Source organism: Sporofaciens sp. St.21A7 (assembly GCF_059728535.1).
On sequence record NZ_BAAGFN010000001.1, the window covers coordinates 3,868,708 to 3,886,061 of the forward strand.

Sequence of the window (17,354 nt, forward strand, 5' to 3'; positions counted from 1 at the left end):
TCCTTGTTCTTCCAGATCATTTCTGATCTCTATCTATAATACGACCAAAGAATGAAAAACCATTCAAAAAATAAGAATTATTTTTTATTTTTTTCCCGTGCCAGCAATGCGGCTCCAAGAGCGCCCGCATACCTGCCTTGCTCTGTCGGTTCCACCGTCTGCCCAATCTTCTCAGACAGGAGCTTTGTAAAATATCCGCTGTGGCTTAATCCCCCGGTCAGGATAATCCTTCCCGCAAGATTCTTCCTCTGGGCAAGCTGCGCTACCTTCGCCGCAACGGAATCCACGACCCCGGCCGCAATATCCTCCCGGCTTCTGCCTTCCCCGATGTAATTAATCACCTCGGACTCTGCAAACACGGTGCATAAAGAACTAATGGGAAGGACGGTTCCCGCCTCCGCCATATCGAACAACTCCTGAAGGGTGACGCCTAAGCGGTTCGCCATGATTTCCAGGAACTTTCCCGTTCCGGCGGAACACTTGTCATTCATCAGGAAATCCTGCACCATGCCATGCTCCACAAGAATTACCTTCGTGTCCTGTCCACCCACGTCAATAATGGCGCAGTCGTCTCCCGCCATCTCTCTTCCGCCCCGGGCATGGCAGGTAATCTCCGTAATCACATAGTCGGCAAAATCTACCGCGACCCGCCCGTATCCTGTGGCGACCACTTTCGTATCATCCGCCAGGACATCGATACCCTCTTCCAGCAATTTTTCTTTGATTGTCTGCGTCGTTTCCTTGCTGCTCCATCCGGTAGGAAGGAGAAAATAAAGCTCCTTCTCTCCCGCTGCCGCTACCTTAGACGCTGTCGAGCCTATATCAATACCTACATAATTCATATCATTTACCCCAATCTAAGAAACTGCGGGCAGCCTAGTACATCATAAATTAAATAACTAGCCAAATATATATATGAGTGTTATAATCAAATTATTTAATATAGGAAGGAATGTTGATTATGGCACACGCAAATATATTAGATATTGAACAGGAAGATTATGAATATCTCCAATCTCTGTGTAGATGCAGAACAATACAGGCTCAGATTGTTGACCGAGCAAAAATATTGATATACAAAACACAAGGTGAGTCAAATGCCGCAATAGCACAGCGCATAGATGTTAACGTGAATACCGTTAAGTTATGCCTTAAAAAGTTTAAAGAAGGCGGTGTTGATCTTGCTTTATATGATAGACCACGTCCTGGTCATCCAATTGAAATTACAGATGATGCTGTGGCATGGATCGTGGATTTGGCCTGCCAACGTCCAGCTGATCTTGGCTATTCCCAGGAACTTTGGACTCTGAAAAACCTGCATCAGCATATTCAGAAAAATGCACAAGAGGTGGGCTTTCCCCGGCTTGCCACGATCACAAAACCTATGGTTCAAAAGATATTGCGCAAGTCGGAAATCAAACCTTTCAAAATCAAGTATTACTGTGAAAAACGTGACCCTGAATTTGAACAGAAAATGCATGATGTACTTTTGGTATATAAGCAAATATCCTTACAGTTTAATGAAGATGGTAGCATAATCGTCCCAGAAGATGGGATTGTTGTCCATACAGTTTCTTGTGATGAAAAACCCGGAATACAGGCGATTGCAACGACCGGGGATGACCTGCGTCCAACAGCGGATACAGGATGTGTTTACCGTGACGCGGAATATAAGCGTTTAGGGACTCTTTCCTTATTGGCAGGAATTGATCTGCTGACTGGGGAAGCAATTCCACTGGTCAGCGAGAGTCATAAAAGTTCAGATTTTATCAATCTGTTGAAGAAACTGGACAATAAATATCCAGAAGGGGATGTGATACGTATCATATGCGATAACCATTCTGCCCACAAGTCCAAGGAGACAAAAAACTATCTTGCAACGTGTCCGGAGGGACGATTTATCTTTGTATTTACGCCCACGCATGGATCATGGTTAAACATGATAGAAAGTTTCTTTAGCAAGATGACAAAGCAGATGTTAAAAGGAATTCGAGTCAAATCAAAGGAGGAACTCGCTGACCGCATATACCTGTATTTTGAAGAGGTCAACAGGGAGCCAGTTGTATACCATTGGACTTATAAAATGGATGAAATAAGTCAGGATGAAGCCGTTAAAGCTGGCATAAAATCAAATGCTAATTAGGCCAGTTATTAATTATTCAATGTACTAGTGTGCTGACCGCAGCTTTCTACTAACAATATCTGTCTCTTCTGGGATTCACATCCCGCTCAATCTCTGCTATTTTTAATATCTCGATTCCCTGCTCTTTTACACAGGCTTCAATCTCCTCAAGGTCTTGTTCCTTAACCAGAAGCGAAACTCCGCAGCACTTGCTGGCAGCCCTGGGAGTCGGCGCAATCACCGCCTTAATCCCCATCGCCTTTAATTCCCGGTGCAGCCGCATCGCATTGTCATGGTTGGGAAACAATACATAGTGCTGTATCTCAGACATATGTAAACTTCCTTCTTAATGATTCAGCATCTCGATAAATGCACTGACCCTTGTTCTAAGCTGCTGTGCGTCGCTGTCCGTATAATCTGTCTCGATACCCAGTACAGGAATGCCTGCGTCTTTCAGCGCGCGCTCTATCAGATACCCTTCTGTATCATACAGGTTACAGAACTTCAGGTTGACATCAATGATACCGTCTGCCTTGTACTCCTTCGCAAGCCTGAGGATATCGTCAATCCTTCCCGTGTTCGGCGTGAAGCATGCACAGTTAATGTTCATATATCTTTCTGCCAGCGCCTCAATCTGGTCAGCGACTTGGGTCTTCGTCTCATCCACCAGATGCTCAAAGTAACGTGTACCCGTACACATCTCTTCACAGACAACAACCCCGCCGCTAGTCTCGACAATATTGTGCAGCTTCCAGTTTGGAATCGCAAGCGGCGTTCCCGTCAGCAGGATACGCTTCGTCCCTGCCGGAACTACGCTGACGCCGTCCTTCACGCGCTGGTCAAGCTCGTCGCACAGCGCATTGGTCATCTTGGTAAATCTTCCCGGGTCGTCGTAGAATGCAATCTGTGAAATCAACAATGCATCGCATCCGCTGATTGGGAGCGCCTCATTCTTGCGCAGTTCATACAGACGCTCTAAGGCCTTCCGTTTGCCATTAATCAGCCGAATGCTCTCCGATAGTTTCTCCGCCGTAATCTGGTTGCCCGTGAAGTCCTCCACCGCATCCTTGAATGCCTCAATCTCTTCTGCCCATGCCTTAACATCCTTCGCCCGCTTCATCTGCGGAAGATTCATGATGTGGATCGGCACGTCCTCTCCCAAAATCTCCCATGCTTTCTTCTTGCCGTCGCAAGTCGTCTCGCCCACATACATATCGGCAATCCGGAAGAACGGGCAGGTCCGGTCAAGCCTTGCGCCCACAGAAGCCTTAATCAGAGGGCAGGTATTGGTCGGAAGTACCTTCTCCCCGCCGGGAACCCAGAACTGAGAGCCGCCGCATAAACCTGTCGCGATTGCGTCCGCCGCAAATACAATCTCATCCGGCACGTAGACACAGAATGTACCGAACACCTTGCCGCCCTTCTTCTGGTGCTCAATCAGCTCCGCCGGACGTATTCCATGGATGTCCGCCACCACCATGTTATAATAATCCATACCCTCCGGACGGTTCTCCTGGGACAGATAAACATCCCCGAATGCCTGCGGGAGCACTGCGCACAATTGGTCATGGGTCTCAAGATCCATCCCCAGTTCTTCCCACATCTTGCGATAATCAGCCATAATTAAATCCTCCTTTGTACCTCTATACTGATAGAATAACCGTAACACGTTTGGCTGATATGGGCAACGGATTCAAGGCAGAATTGCGATTGTTTTTTATAATAAGTAATAATGTTTTATTGGTTTTATCTATAAGTTTTCTTCTTCCTGATTCGCAGAATAGAACATCGTCAAAGTTTTCAGCATCAAGTCAATATCAATTGGTTTGGACAGATGCGCATTCATCCCTGCATCATGGGTCTTCTGGATATCTTCCTCGTATGCATTGGCCGTCATCGCAATAATCGGAATCTTCTTCGCATCCGGCCTATCCATCGCCCGGATTGTCTTTGCCGCAGTAATCCCGTCCATCACAGGCATCATAATATCCATAATAATCATGTCGAATGTGTCTGGAGGATTACCGGAAAAAGCGTCCACAGCCTCCTGTCCGTTCACCGCCGGCGTCACCTCGGCGCCTTCATCCTCCAACATACACTGCGCAATCTCCATGTTCAGCTCGATATCCTCCACCAGAAGGACCTTCATGCCTACCAAATCCACCTGAAAATCCACCTGCGACTCTTTTGCCCTTGCATTCTGGTCGATATCAAACCAAATCTCAATAGAAAATCTCGTCCCTATATTCAGCTTGCTCTCCACTTCGATTGTGCCGTCCATCATTTCCACGAATTCCTTGGTAATCGCCATCCCAAGCCCGGTCCCTTTGTAGGTCGTTCTGGTTCCGTCGTCCTCCTGGGAAAACGCCTCGAACAGATGAGGCAGGAATTCTTCTTTCATCCCAATCCCCGTATCGGCCAGCTCGAACCGGTACAGGACTTTTTCATCCGTCCATTCCTTCTCCAATGCCCGGAAAGAAATCCTGCCTCCATCCGGGGTAAATTTCACGGAATTCCCAAGGATATTAATGAATATCTGGCGCAGATGCAGCTCATCCCCAATCAGGAAAGGATGCTGAAACTTCCCCAAATCCCGCACCATCTCCAAATCCCGGGTCGCAAGCTGCCCGCCGATGATGGAAATACAATTGTCGATACAGGTCCGGATATCAAAACTCTCATGCTTCACCCTTGTCTTTCCTGATTCAATCCGGCTCATATCCAGCACGTCGTTAATCAACCCCAGCAAATGTTGGGAAGATCCGCTGATTTTATTCAGGCAGTCCCGAATCTTATCGTCATTGCCGATATTTTTCATGGCGATATCCGTCATCCCCATAATTCCGTTAATCGGCGTACGGATATCGTGACTCATATGGGACAGGAAATCACTCTTGGCCTGACTCGCGCTCCTCGCCTGTTCCGCCGCATTTTTTAAAAGCTGGTTTGCTTCTTCTTTCTGCCGGACTAACTGCTTGTCCGCCCTACCTATCATAATAACGATAATGATGATAACAATCATCACCAGAAAAACGATAGACACCAACGCAAAAAACCGAAGAGTATGTTCAAGCAAGATATCCGAGTCTGCTCCCAACACTGCCGTCGGCACGAATAGCAGGACATGCCAGTTCTCCTCTGTGACCCCGGCATTGGCGACAAACCACTTCTGCTCTCTTCCGTTCTCTTCCGTATATTTGAATTCTAATGCAGCGTGGCCATCCTGCTCAACTTCACTCATAAACGTTTCCATGCTTCCGCCGTGTATGATCTCACAATTCTCTACAGAAGCCATTACATTGTCTTCCTCGATGAAGCCATTTGCAAACGTATACTTAAACAGCCACATTCCATCCCCGTTTATCAGATAAGTATAACAGTTATCCCCGAATCCTTTCACGGTAATCTTCTCCTGAACGGCTCCTAAGTCTACGGCGACTGCAAGATGGGTAATCTCACTGCTGCCGTCCTGAAACCGAATCGGCTCATCGAGCCTCTTGATGCAGAGGAAATATACGATATCATCCCTGTGCGGAACCGTGGCGACAAGCTGCTGCTTGCTCTGCGCACCTTCCGCCAGAAGCTCAGACTGCTGCCAGACACCGGACTGGCCATCAGAACAATAATAATTCCCGTCTCCGTCAAACGCAAGCACAAGGGAGCTTGACTCATCGATGAAATTCTTCGCAGATGCAATGGAACCCATCATATCCTCTTTCGTTTCAATCCTATCTATCTTCGCCATGTGTTCACAGGCATAGACCTGCTGCCAGGAATACGTAATCACGCTGTCCACAATCTGGGCTGCTTTGTCCGTAAACTCAATGATATGCCCTTTTCGTTCTTCAAAAAGCTGCGAATCCAGAAACCTCAGATAATTACCGGATACCGTCACCATTACCACAACCATGAAAAGAATCAGCAAAATCGGGCCGTCCCGCACTCCCCTGTATCGGATGCCATTCTTTTTCTCTCCTGTTTTCATGAAAATCCCTCAATTTTTCTAATCAAAATCCGCTCATTTTTCGCTATACAGGTATCTTACCATACATTCCCGGGTAAATCAAATCCTCCTAAGCCCTTCCAGGCATAAATCAATCTCTTCTTCCGTATTCTCCATTCCAAACGCAAACCGTACCGTCCCCTGCGGATAGGTGTGAAGCGTCTGATGCGCAGCCGGCGCGCAGTGCAGCCCGACCCTTGTCATGATTCCATACTGCTGTTCCAGTTCAAATGCCGCCACGGCATTATCTTTACCGAGGAAATCCAGAGAAACAACCGCCACCCTGTCTTTTGTCCCTTTCTTTCCCGCCACACGGATATCTGGAAATTCTGCGATCCTCTCCAAAAAATATCTGGTCAGCTCCATCTTCCGTCTGTGTATCGTTTCTATCCCGGTATCTTCTATATAAGAAAGCGCCGCATGCAGCCCGATAATGCCGGGAAGGTTCAGCGTGCCGCTCTCGTATTTATCCGGAAGGGATTGGGGCATATCCAGAGAATCCGACTGACTCCCTGTCCCGCCTGCAATGTACGGCTCCATACACCCATCCAATTCCTCCGAGACAAGGAACCCGCCGATTCCCTGCGGCCCCAACAGCCCTTTATGACCGGTAAATGCAAGAAAATCAATATTGCATTCCTCCATATCCACAGGAATCGTCCCGGCACTCTGCGCCGTATCTACGGCAAAAAACAGATGATGTCTCCGGCAGATTTCCCCAATCTCCCGAATCGGAAGGATGGTTCCGCAGACATTGGACGCATGGAGCATGATAACTGCTTTCGTATTGCCCCTTACCGCTTCCTCTACAGACTCCGGATGCACCGTCCCATCCTCCTGTGTCCTCACAGCATCGTAAGCCACGCCCTTGGCTTCCATCTGTTTGAGGGGACGCATGACGGCATTGTGCTCCAGCCCCGACACCAGCACATGATCTCCAGGCTTTAGGAAACCTTTGATAAAATAATTCAGAGAGTATGTAATCCCCGGCGTAAAAATAACGTTTCTCGAATCCCGGGCATGGAACAGGCGCGCAAGCTGCTCCCGGGTATCAAGTACAATCCCTTCTATTTCATATGCGCCTTCATAGCTGCCTCTGTTAATGTTAAACGCTCCGTTTTTCAGCAGTCCTGCCATTGCCTCCGCCACATTGGGCGCTTTGGGCCATGAAGTGCTTCCGTTATCAAAATAAATCTGCCTGCCTTCTTCCATATCATTACCTTCTTTCAAATCCGGCGTCTCCATATGCAATCCCTACAAGAACCAGTCCTTCCGGCGGCGCCGTCACTCCCGCTTCCGTCCGTTTTCTGGCATCCAGTATCTCCTTCACCTTCTCTGGTGTATAGAACCCCCGTCCCACACGGATTAGAGTACCTGCTATGATTCGCACCATATTGTACAGAAACCCATTTCCCGTGATGCGGATTATAATATCCGCCCCTATTCTCTCAATCTCTATGCCGTCTATCCTGCGTACCGTATCCTCTGTATTCGTCCGGATGTTGCAGAAACTTGTGAAATCATGCTCTCCCACCAAATAGCACGCCCCCTGCCTCATCTTTTCCACATCCATCGGGAAAGATACGAATGCGCTGTACCTGCGTTTCAAAGGATTGGGAAACGAAGCATTATAGATATGATATTCGTAGGTCTTTGTTACATTGGTCTGATAACGGGGATGCCAGCCGGGAGGCACTTCGTCCGATTGAACAGCGACGATATCCTCCGGAAGCTTCTGGTTCAGCGCATATGCCATACGCTTTGGCGGGATTTTAGACTCTGTGTCGAACACGGCCACATTTCCCAGGGCATGGACTCCGGAATCGGTACGGCTTGCACCGATGATATGAATGTCCTCGCCAGTCAGTTTCCTCAGTTTTTGATTCAGGACCTCTTCAACAGTGATACCATTTGGCTGAATCTGCCAGCCGCAGTAGGCTGTCCCATCATATGCAACAACGATTCTGATTCGTTTCATCATCCTACCACCCTCTATACCAATTGTGTATCAAAATATCCATATATGCAGAGGGACAAATCTCCCCACTACGACCACAGTGACCACATACACTGCCATGGCCAGATACGCCGTATAGTCCCTTCCTCTATAATGCAGCGGTTTCATCTTCGTCCTTCCCTCTCCCCCACGGTAGCATCTCGCCTCCATCGCCATCGCAAGGTCGTTGGCGCGGCGGAACGCAGATACGAACAACGGAACCAGAATCGGGATCATGCTCTTTGCCCTCTGAATCATATTTCCGCTCTCTAAATCAGCTCCTCTGGCAATCTGAGCCTTCATAATCTTATCCGTCTCTTCCAGAAGGATGGGAATGAAACGGAGCGCAATCGACATCATCATCGCCACTTCATGCACCGGGACGCGTACCTTGTTCAGCGGGTGCAGCAAAGCTTCCATTCCGTCGGTCAGCTCGTTTGGCGTCGTGGTAAACGTCATGAGCGATGAACCGATAATCAGATAGATGAGCCTGACCGCCATATAGACCGCCGTCGTAAGCCCACCCTCTGTAATCGTGAAAATCCATGCAGAAAACAGCACTTCGCCGCTTCTCGTAAGAAACAGGTTGAACAGAACCGTAATCATAAGCAGCATAACGATTGGTTTTAACCCCCTCACAATAAATGAGAACGGCACACGCGACACCCTAATCACAGCCGCCAGAAATACCGTTGCAATCAGATACCCGGATATGCTCTTAAATAAAAACAGCGAAATGAGATATAACAGTGTAGACACAAGCTTCACCCTTGGGTCAAGCCTGTGTATCACACTCTTTGCCGGATAATATTGTCCTATCGTAATGTCTCGTATCATTTTTCTTCTCCATCCTGTAACCGATTGATAACATAATTTCATCCGCCGCTTCTTTGACCGTCGTGACATCTGTCCTGACCGAGATCCCCCTCTTAGCCAGATCGTGCATGATATACGTGACCTGCGGCGCGGCAAGCCCCACCTTCTCCAATTCCTGATAATGTTCAAACACCTTTTTAGGCTCGTCATGATACATGACCCGCCCCTTATTCATCACAATCAGGCGGTCGGCATATCTGGCAATATCCTCCATACTGTGAGATACCAGAATCACCGTTATGCCTCTCTCCTTGTGGAGAAATGAAATCTGGTCTAAAATATCGTCCCGTCCCTTGGGGTCAAGCCCTGCCGTAGGCTCGTCCAGCACCAGCACCTTTGGCCGCATCGCAAGAACGCCCGCAATGGCAACCCGCCGTTTCTGCCCGCCGGAAAGGTCGAAAGGAGAGACGCCATAATATTTTTCTTTCAGCCCAACCAGTCTCAGGGCCAAAAGCGCCTGCTCCTTACATTCTTCCGGAGACAATCCCTGATTCTTAGGACCGAAGCACACGTCCGTCAGCACGTCAATCTCAAAGAGCTGATGCTCGGGATACTGGAAGACCAACCCTACTTCATTACGCAGTTCCTTCATAGGGTAGCCTTCCCGGTAAATATTCTCTCCGTTATAAAACAGCTCTCCGCTGGTCGCTCGAATCAGCCCGTTCAAATGCTGTATCAGCGTAGACTTACCGGAGCCGGTGTGACCGATGATTCCCACAAACTCCCCATCTGGAATCTCAAGGCAAATATCGTCAAGGGCCTTCTTCTCATATGCTGTCCCCTGGCTGTAGACATAATTCAGATGTTCTAATTTAATTGACATAACGCTTCCACCAACTCTTCTTTCCTCAGGATACCATCCCTGATGTTAAGCCCCCGCTTTCTAAGCTCATCCGCCAGAAGCGTCGCCTGTGGGACGTCCAGACGATAAGCTTTCAGTTCCTCTACTCTGGAAAATATTTCCCCTGGCGTCCCCTCCATCACCACTTGGCCGTGATCCATCACGTAGACCTTATCTGCGTCTACCACTTCCTCCATATAGTGGGTAATCAGGATGACCGTCACCTGCTTCTGTTTCCTAAGCTTCTGCACGGTATTCAATACTTCCCGACGTCCCACAGGGTCTAACATCGCTGTAGGCTCGTCCATTACGATACATTTTGGCTCCATTGCCACCACGCCTGCGATTGCCACGCGCTGCTTCTGTCCGCCGGATAATTTGTTGGGGGAATGATGACGGTACTCAATCATCCCTACGGCTTTCAGGCTTTCTTCCACGCGCTGCCAGATTTCGTCTGTGGGGACGCCTAAATTTTCCGGGCCGAACCCCACGTCTTCCTCTACCACAGTCCCGATAATCTGATTGTCGGGATTCTGGAACACCATGCCGGCAGACTGACGCACATTCCACAGCTGTGCCGGGTCGCTGGTGTTGCGCCCTCCCACCCACATGGTTCCTCCCGTCGGTACGAGAATGGCGTTGATGTGCTTGGCAAGGGTAGACTTTCCGGAACCATTATGTCCAAGGATTGCGATGAACTGCCCTTCTTTGACATCAATATCCACTTCGTCGATTGCCCGGGACGTGCCGATAATGTTGCCTTCTTCATCCCGTTTCTCATATTCAAATATCAGCTTATCCGTACGAACCATGTCAATGCATCTGCCTTTCCTCTATATTTTTCTCTTTATTTCATTGTACGTTATCATTTTTTGTTTTGCAAGGTACTGTTTTCAAAATAAATCAGTCCAAAACAGAATATTGCAGGTATTCATAAAGCAGCCTTGTCCCCTCCACAATCTCCGGCGGCAGGAGCGCCCGTGCTACCATCTTAGGTTCCGCGTTCGGCTCCGTAACGTCTTCCCGCCCAAGCAAAGCATAATCTCCGTCTATTCTTTCTACAACATATGTGCATCTTAGCATACTATCTTCCTCCGTTAATCAACATTTTCTAACCTTTACCAGCCGATGATTCCATCCGGTCTTCCTGTCCCTTCCGATTAATAATAATGATACCGATGCTCACACAGATGAGCGCAGCCAGATTCTTCACAGATACCACCTGTTCCCCCAGGAAGACTGCCGACAATGCGACACCAAATATTGGGATGCTGAACCCAAAAATCGCTACCTTCCCCACAGAATTGTATTTCAGAAGTTCTGCCCATATGCTGAATGCAACCGTTGACAACAACGACATGTATAACAGCAGCAACGAGGATTTTGTGTTGAATCCATGGACATTTCCCCCTGATACGACTCCAATCAAAATCAACACTGCGCCGCCATAAAGCAGCTGATACGCCGTGATTGTCACAGGCTTCTCCCGGTTCGAGATCATCTTGAGGGTCACACTGCTAAGCCCGTAAGAAAATGCGCATATCAGAACCATTCCTTCCCCCAGAAACGTAAACCCGCTCCCCCATGCCCCTGGCTCCAGGTTGATGATAATGATTCCCGCAAATCCCACCAAACATCCCACAACCTTCTTCCAAGTCAGTTTCTCTGACTTCATGAGGAAATGTGCCGCTATAATTGAAAAAAATGCATTTGACGCATTAATCACGGAACCTTTCGCCCCAGTTGTATGGGCAAGTCCGATATAAAAACATACGTACTGGATTGTAGTCTGTAGGATTCCCTGTCCAAACACAAAGGGTATGGATGCCTTTTTCATTCTGATGATTCGTTTCTCCAGAATGCAGCCCAGAAGAAACGTAAACACACCCGCCATAAAAAATCGGTATCCGGCAAACAAAATCTGGCTGCCGGCATTTTCAATATGGAATAACTCATAGCCGATTTTTACGCATGGAAATGCGCTGCCCCATAAGGCGCAGCACACTAACGCCAGAATTGTCCTGGCAGCCGTATTCTGATAAAAACGTTCCATTATTCTTTCTCCGGTTCCGGATAGTCCACTCCTTTTGTGTCTACCGTTACCGCCTTCATCTTTTGTTCTTCCATTGGTCTGTCATTGTAGTCCGTATCGGTTTCGGCAATCTTATTTACAACGTCCAGACCTTCGATGATTTTGCCAAACGCAGCATAGGAGCCGTCCAGATGCGGGGAATTCTTATGCATGATAAAGAATTGTGAACCTGCGGAATCTGGGTGCATTGCCCTTGCCATAGACAGTACGCCTTCTGTGTGTTTTAGGTCATTGGCAACTCCGTTCTGGTCAAATTCCCCCTTGATGTTGTACCCCGGACCGCCCATGCCTGTCCCGTCGGGGCATCCGCCCTGAATCATGAAGCCGCTGATTACGCGGTGGAAAATCAGTCCGTCATAATACCCCTTCTTCACCAATGAAATAAAATTGTTTACGGTGTTCGGCGCAATCTCAGGGTACAGTTCTGCCTTCATGATGTCCCCGTTTTCCATTTCAAATGTTACAATTGGATTTTCCATATTTCCTGTTCCTCTCTTCCTGCTGTTTTTAACTAAATTTACCGCTATCTATTGTAGCGGATATTAGGCCGTTCGTAAAGTGGGAATGTGAATCTTCGTACCGGATAACTTCCTCTGTATATTTTCGTTCCATATCATGCCTGATTTTCCGATTCTCAGCCGTATCGAAAATAATTGAGAAATCATAATCTTCCGGATACAATTCATCCGCCGCCACATGGAGCTTCACCCGTTTATGGTTGATCCAAATCTTTTTTCCCGGCATCTGGACCCTAAGTACGCCTTTCTCATTCACAGGCTCGCAGACAATCCCTATCTTCTTATCCGGATATACCATCACGCTGTCTCCGCGCCGAAACTTCTCACGAAGCCCAATATTTCCTTTCGCCTCTTTCACTTTAGAAATCTTCTGCCCATTTCGCTTCCTTATCGCAGCATCTTCTGTTCGGAAACGATAGGAAGCAACTGCCGCTTCCCCGTATGCAGCGCAAATTGCAGTTTTCAGCATCCCACCCGGCATTCCCAGCCTGTCGGCAATATAAAAGGCACAGCTCTCCCCTGCCTCGCCGATTACCATCTGATAAGTAGGGTTTAATGTTTCCTTATCAAACGTCATCCTTGCGTTTATAAGATCCTCCGTCTTTTTTGCATATTCCTTGACTTCCGGATAATGGGTCGTCACCAGGAAAATCGCACCGCTCTTTCTCAGCTCTTCGAGAATCGCGATTGCGATCCCCATCCCCTCAGCAGGATCGGTTCCGGAGCCAAGCTCGTCCATTATTACAAAACTATCCTTATTTACTTCACTCAGAACTTCCAGCACGTTCTTGATATGGGCTGAAAATGTAGATAGGTTCTCTGCAATATTCTGACCGTCTCCTATATCGCACAGATAAGTGCTGTTCATACAGACATCTGCCTCCCGGCAAGGCACATGCAGCCCGCATTGCGCCATCATGCAGCTTAGCATTACCGTCTTAATCGCGACCGTCTTTCCGCCTGTATTCGGTCCGGTTATGACAATGCCCCTTGCCCGCTCTCCGATCTCAAATTGTAACGGCACATTCACTCGTTTATCCATCAGCGGGTGCCTTGCGTCTTTTAAAACAATCTTCCGTCCTGTATTGATGGCTGGTTCTGTCCCGTCCATATCCATGCTCAGCTTTCCTTTTGAGAAAATAAAATCCAGTTTCTCAATCATCCCCATATTATTGTTCATCAACTCCGCAGATTCCGCCACCATCGCCGTCAGCGTATAGAGTATTCGGTAAACCTCATTCTCTTCATTGATTTTCAGCAACTGCAGTTCGTCATAAAATTTGGCAGCAATTGACGGCTCAATAAAGAGTGTATTCCCAGTTGCAGACTTGTCAACCACACTTCCTGGTATCCTGGACTTATATTCTCTTTTCACAGGGACGCAGATCCTTCCATTGCGCAGGGTGCAAAAACTGTCTGCCATATATGCTTTATTAGAACGCATGACCTGTTCCGCCTTTTGCTTCATCTGTTCTTCGCATTTTGTTATCTGGTTTCTAAGCTTCATAAGTTCGTTCGATGCATGATCATCTACCTGCTGCCCACGGATCTGCCTGCCGATTTCCTCACGGAGTTCTTGGATAGTAAATAAATTTTCGTCATAATAGGCGAGAGAATTATCATAAGATTTTCCCCTGCTTAGGTAATCTCTGAGACGTTTGACCGCTGCCAGAACCTTCTCGACCTGCTCAAGCTGGCGAGGCGTAAGGCATCCCCCTTTTTCGGCGTTCACAAGGATTTCCCGGATTTCGGAAACATTCTGAAGCGGAGGCGCTCCTAAATTTTCCATCATATTCCTGCTGTCTGTTGTATCCTTTAGCCGCCTCCTCAATTCCAGTTCAGAAAGATAAAATGATATGTTACGTATCTGGTCCTTTGCTTGGTCGGTAATCGCCAGTTCCATCCATTTTTCCTTAATCTTGTCAAATTCAATCTGTTTTTCTATGTTCATTTTCGGTTTCCTCCCTTTTATAATTACATCCTTATCTATTAATACGAAAAAGACCATGGCTGCCTGAAAGCATAAAATACCATGGTCTTTTCATACACTCTGATGCACTGTCGGTGATAATTAGAAATTTTCTGACTCTCCCAAACGTCACAACAGCCTTCAAGAATATTGTAATAATAAAAGAACATGACCATACAGCCATGCTCTCGTAATATCTGCAAATATATCTCTTAAAAGAATACCACAATATTAAGCATTTGTAAGGCGAAAACGTCAACAGCTTACGCTGTCAACAAATGGGCAAACTCCTAGTGTATAACTAAAAATCACCCCTGCAATATCTATTCTGCAATTTTCTCCATTACAACCACACTTAACATGCAACATCCTCCTATTTCTTTATCTGTAAAATTAAATCCGTTTATGATTATATATGCAAAACAATCCCCTGTCAAGTATAAAATCCTTTATCTATGGAGCTATCTATGGAGCTTTGAAATGTAAAATGCATATTCTATTCTAATCCATACTTTTGATACATCAGTTCGCGGTATGCTTTATCCACACTGATTCTGCTTAGATCTTCCAAAAGATTTTTGTCAAGAAGAAGCTGAACTAAGGTTTCCATACGATTTTCCCTCTTTTTTAATTGCATCTCCTTCTTTTGTACCTGCACTTCTCTCATTTTCAATGACAATTCCTTCTCCTGGAATTTCGTTTCCTTCTCCTGAAGCTCCGTTTCCTTCTCCTGGAACTTCGTTTCCTTCTCCTGAAGCTCCGTTTCCTTCTCCTGGAATTTCGTTTCCTTCTCCTGGAACTTCGTTTCCTTCTCCTGGAACTTCGTTTCCTTCTCCTGGAACTTCGTTTCCTTCTCCTGGAACTTCGTTTCCTTCTCCTGGAATTTCGTTTCCTTCTCCTGGAACTTCGTTTCCTTCTCCTGAAGCTTCGTTTCCTTCTCCTGGAACTGAAGTTCTTTCTTCCTCCACTCATCTGCAAAAATCTCTTTTAACGCATCACATACCATATGCCCTGCCTCCTCCATCGTCTTCTGATTCGCCCGCATAATCAAATCCATGGCCGCCTGGTATAGATTGGATTCCCTATGTCCCTTGTACTCTCCCAATAACCGTTTCGTATTCATATCCATTGCCAGATTTCTTCTTAAACTACTCAGCCACCGGTTTTCCCTGGGCGGAAGCTGTGTATTTACAATAATCTGCATCGAAACCGGGTCATTCACAAGCCAGTAGATTCCTTTCCCTTTTTGCACTGCCTCAATGTTCCTCTCGTTTTTCAACAATTTCAACATCTTTCTGGGAAAATGACTGCATACAAAAGTGATTGTGATATCTTCCATGGAAATCTCGTGTATTTTCTGCGTGTTCGATTGATAGAGACATGCGTACCCATAAACTTTATAGAAATCATCAATACTCAGATAATCATCCGGGCTCTTGTATTCTATTAAATTGTGTTTACGGAAAATCTTTCCAATATTCTTTTGTACAGGCGTATCATCTGATTCCTTAATCACCACCGTGTCAATGCGCAGTGATTTCTTGTATAACTCGTATTCCGAACGGAATCTCAGACGTGCAGATTCTCCCTTTAATTCAATCTGGAGAGCTGCGTGAAAGCCATCATGCCATTGTAAAACCTCATCTGCCATTCACTACCTCCATTATATTCAATTTCAGAGTCATATGCAAGGTAATCAAACTATTTCATGTATTTTCTCATGGAAACCACCTGCCCTTTTCCCTAGTGTACTGTCTGCATTATATTCAGCCAAACCTCCTTGTCTATTCGCCCATTTGCCGCGTTGGATTCACTCAACGGTCGGTCATAAGGAATCCTCCCGCAAGCGGGTCCCTCCTTGTGACAACAGCCACCGCTACGCCGTCGAAAATCCGCCTTGCAGATGAACGAATATCCTGCGGAGTTTCGCCAGATATAATACAGACAGTACACTAGAGCTTGTTTGAAATTGTTTTCATCAGCTGTGCCTTCCAGTTTGTGGGAGATTTTGCTCAAATGAAGGTGTCATAGCTGACTATGTTGACTGAATTTGGGCAAAATATACCGCGAAGCAGGAGGTTCAGATGATGGGAATAAATTCTCAAACACGCTTTTTTTCATAAATCGGATAAATTCTGACGATTATCAGATTTGAAAATAAGACTATATTGAACAAAGAATTGCCTATACCATAGAATCAAATTCGGTATAGGACGGTCTTCAACCGCCTCAAAACGAATATTGAATCGGTTGTTCTATTATAATATCACTTCCGAAGCCATATCTCAATTATTTTCATCCGACTTTTTCCGACAATTATTATCCAGAACAGTTTCCCAACCCCTACTTATTATGATATAATGAATTGCGCTGATATGCGTGAAGACACTTTTGACAATATCAAGTCCCACCGTAAATAAATTGCACTGATATGCGAAAATATAATTTTAACTTTATAAAGGAGAACCTGAATATCTATGATTGATTTAAAAGACCGTAATTACTGCCCTACCTTAGAGGAGATAGGCGCTTATATCCAAAATTCCGTATTTCAAGATTTTTGCTCGGAAATCAAAGAAACCTACAAATGCAGCGAAAAGATTGAATATAGCTGCTGTAGTATGGAGCCGGGATGGAATGTAAAATTCAAAAAATCGGGAAAATCCCTTTGTACCATATATCCCAGAGAATCTTTCTTCACCGCCATGGTCGTCATCGGAAGGAAAGAAAAAGAATCTGTTGAAGAACTCCTGCCTGCGTGTACTTCCCGGTTACAGGAGATTTATAAGGAGACAAAAGAGGGGAACGGGCAGCGGTGGCTGATGATTGACTTGGAAGACAAGGATTCCATGTACCACGACGTACTCCGCCTGATCAAAATCCGCAGTACCCGTTGATTCTCCAACTTGCACGGTACGAAGGGGTTGTCGGAAAATG

General features: G+C 46.5%; 16 protein-coding genes and 1 pseudogene. 3 read left to right on the forward strand and 14 right to left on the reverse strand.

Annotated features, from left to right (window positions below):
- Positions 1 to 77 precede the first annotated feature (77 nt).
- The gene (locus tag AC6I3O_RS19165; protein ID WP_497852235.1) at positions 78 to 842 is read right to left on the reverse strand and encodes an acyl-CoA dehydratase activase; all 765 of its coding nucleotides are present in this window, start codon (positions 840 to 842) and stop codon (positions 78 to 80) included.
- Positions 843 to 961: 119 nt separating this feature from the next.
- On the opposite strand from AC6I3O_RS19165, the gene AC6I3O_RS19170 reads away from it, so the two are divergent.
- Complete coding sequence (locus AC6I3O_RS19170) at positions 962 to 2,143, forward strand: IS630 family transposase (RefSeq protein WP_304523360.1); 1,182 nt, start codon at positions 962 to 964, stop codon at positions 2,141 to 2,143.
- Between the two features lie 49 nt (positions 2,144 to 2,192).
- Here AC6I3O_RS19170 and AC6I3O_RS19175 read toward each other — a convergent pair whose 3' ends face one another.
- From AC6I3O_RS19175 to AC6I3O_RS19235, 13 genes are all read right to left on the reverse strand, one after another.
- Positions 2,193 to 2,453, reverse strand: coding sequence for a putative Se/S carrier protein (locus AC6I3O_RS19175; RefSeq protein WP_497852236.1), 261 nt, complete (start codon positions 2,451 to 2,453; stop codon positions 2,193 to 2,195).
- 15 nt (positions 2,454 to 2,468) lie between these two features.
- Positions 2,469 to 3,743, reverse strand: coding sequence for a double-cubane-cluster-containing anaerobic reductase (locus AC6I3O_RS19180; protein WP_497852237.1), 1,275 nt, complete (start codon positions 3,741 to 3,743; stop codon positions 2,469 to 2,471).
- A 129-nt stretch (positions 3,744 to 3,872) separates the two neighbouring features.
- A complete protein-coding gene (locus AC6I3O_RS19185; RefSeq protein ID WP_497852238.1) occupies positions 3,873 to 6,107 on the reverse strand; it encodes a hybrid sensor histidine kinase/response regulator in 2,235 nt (744 codons plus the stop codon).
- A gap of 78 nt (positions 6,108 to 6,185) precedes the next feature.
- Positions 6,186 to 7,337, reverse strand: coding sequence for an aminotransferase class V-fold PLP-dependent enzyme (locus AC6I3O_RS19190; protein WP_497853525.1), 1,152 nt, complete (start codon positions 7,335 to 7,337; stop codon positions 6,186 to 6,188).
- A gap of 4 nt (positions 7,338 to 7,341) precedes the next feature.
- Positions 7,342 to 8,103: a tRNA pseudouridine(38-40) synthase TruA gene (gene truA / locus AC6I3O_RS19195; protein ID WP_497852239.1), complete on the reverse strand. Its 762-nt coding sequence runs from the start codon at positions 8,101 to 8,103 to the stop codon at positions 7,342 to 7,344.
- Between the two features lie 30 nt (positions 8,104 to 8,133).
- Positions 8,134 to 8,958 (reverse strand): energy-coupling factor transporter transmembrane component T family protein, encoded by an 825-nt coding sequence (locus AC6I3O_RS19200; protein WP_497852240.1) that lies wholly within the window; start codon positions 8,956 to 8,958, stop codon positions 8,134 to 8,136.
- Positions 8,897 to 9,820 carry an energy-coupling factor transporter ATPase gene (locus AC6I3O_RS19205; RefSeq protein WP_497852241.1) on the reverse strand — a complete coding sequence of 308 codons (924 nt, stop codon included), beginning with the start codon at positions 9,818 to 9,820 and terminating at the stop codon, positions 8,897 to 8,899. Before AC6I3O_RS19205 ends, AC6I3O_RS19200 begins: the two co-directional genes overlap by 62 nt.
- Positions 9,805 to 10,650, reverse strand: coding sequence for an energy-coupling factor transporter ATPase (locus tag AC6I3O_RS19210; protein ID WP_497852242.1), 846 nt, complete (start codon positions 10,648 to 10,650; stop codon positions 9,805 to 9,807). The genes AC6I3O_RS19205 and AC6I3O_RS19210 overlap by 16 nt, the downstream gene beginning before the upstream one ends.
- A 91-nt stretch (positions 10,651 to 10,741) precedes the next feature.
- The gene (locus AC6I3O_RS19215; protein ID WP_497852243.1) at positions 10,742 to 10,921 is read right to left on the reverse strand and encodes a chorismate--pyruvate lyase; all 180 of its coding nucleotides are present in this window, start codon (positions 10,919 to 10,921) and stop codon (positions 10,742 to 10,744) included.
- A 28-nt stretch (positions 10,922 to 10,949) separates the two neighbouring features.
- The gene (locus AC6I3O_RS19220) at positions 10,950 to 11,891 is read right to left on the reverse strand and encodes a DMT family transporter (protein WP_497852244.1); all 942 of its coding nucleotides are present in this window, start codon (positions 11,889 to 11,891) and stop codon (positions 10,950 to 10,952) included.
- Entirely contained in the window at positions 11,891 to 12,409 is a 519-nt protein-coding gene (locus AC6I3O_RS19225) for a peptidylprolyl isomerase (RefSeq protein ID WP_497852245.1), read from the reverse strand. Before AC6I3O_RS19225 ends, AC6I3O_RS19220 begins: the two co-directional genes overlap by 1 nt.
- A gap of 28 nt (positions 12,410 to 12,437) precedes the next feature.
- Entirely contained in the window at positions 12,438 to 14,399 is a 1,962-nt protein-coding gene (locus AC6I3O_RS19230) for an endonuclease MutS2 (RefSeq protein WP_497852246.1), read from the reverse strand.
- A gap of 514 nt (positions 14,400 to 14,913) precedes the next feature.
- A complete protein-coding gene (locus AC6I3O_RS19235) occupies positions 14,914 to 16,068 on the reverse strand; it encodes a hypothetical protein (protein ID WP_497852247.1) in 1,155 nt (384 codons plus the stop codon).
- A gap of 328 nt (positions 16,069 to 16,396) precedes the next feature.
- On the opposite strand from AC6I3O_RS19235, the pseudogene AC6I3O_RS19240 reads away from it, so the two are divergent.
- Together AC6I3O_RS19240 and AC6I3O_RS19245 are read left to right on the forward strand one after the other, a co-directional pair.
- Positions 16,397 to 16,465: pseudogene (locus AC6I3O_RS19240) on the forward strand (DUF6783 domain-containing protein); the annotation flags it as partial.
- A 429-nt stretch (positions 16,466 to 16,894) separates the two neighbouring features.
- Positions 16,895 to 17,314 carry a DUF3788 domain-containing protein gene (locus AC6I3O_RS19245; protein ID WP_497852248.1) on the forward strand — a complete coding sequence of 140 codons (420 nt, stop codon included), beginning with the start codon at positions 16,895 to 16,897 and terminating at the stop codon, positions 17,312 to 17,314.
- The last annotated feature ends 40 nt before the right edge of the window (positions 17,315 to 17,354 follow it).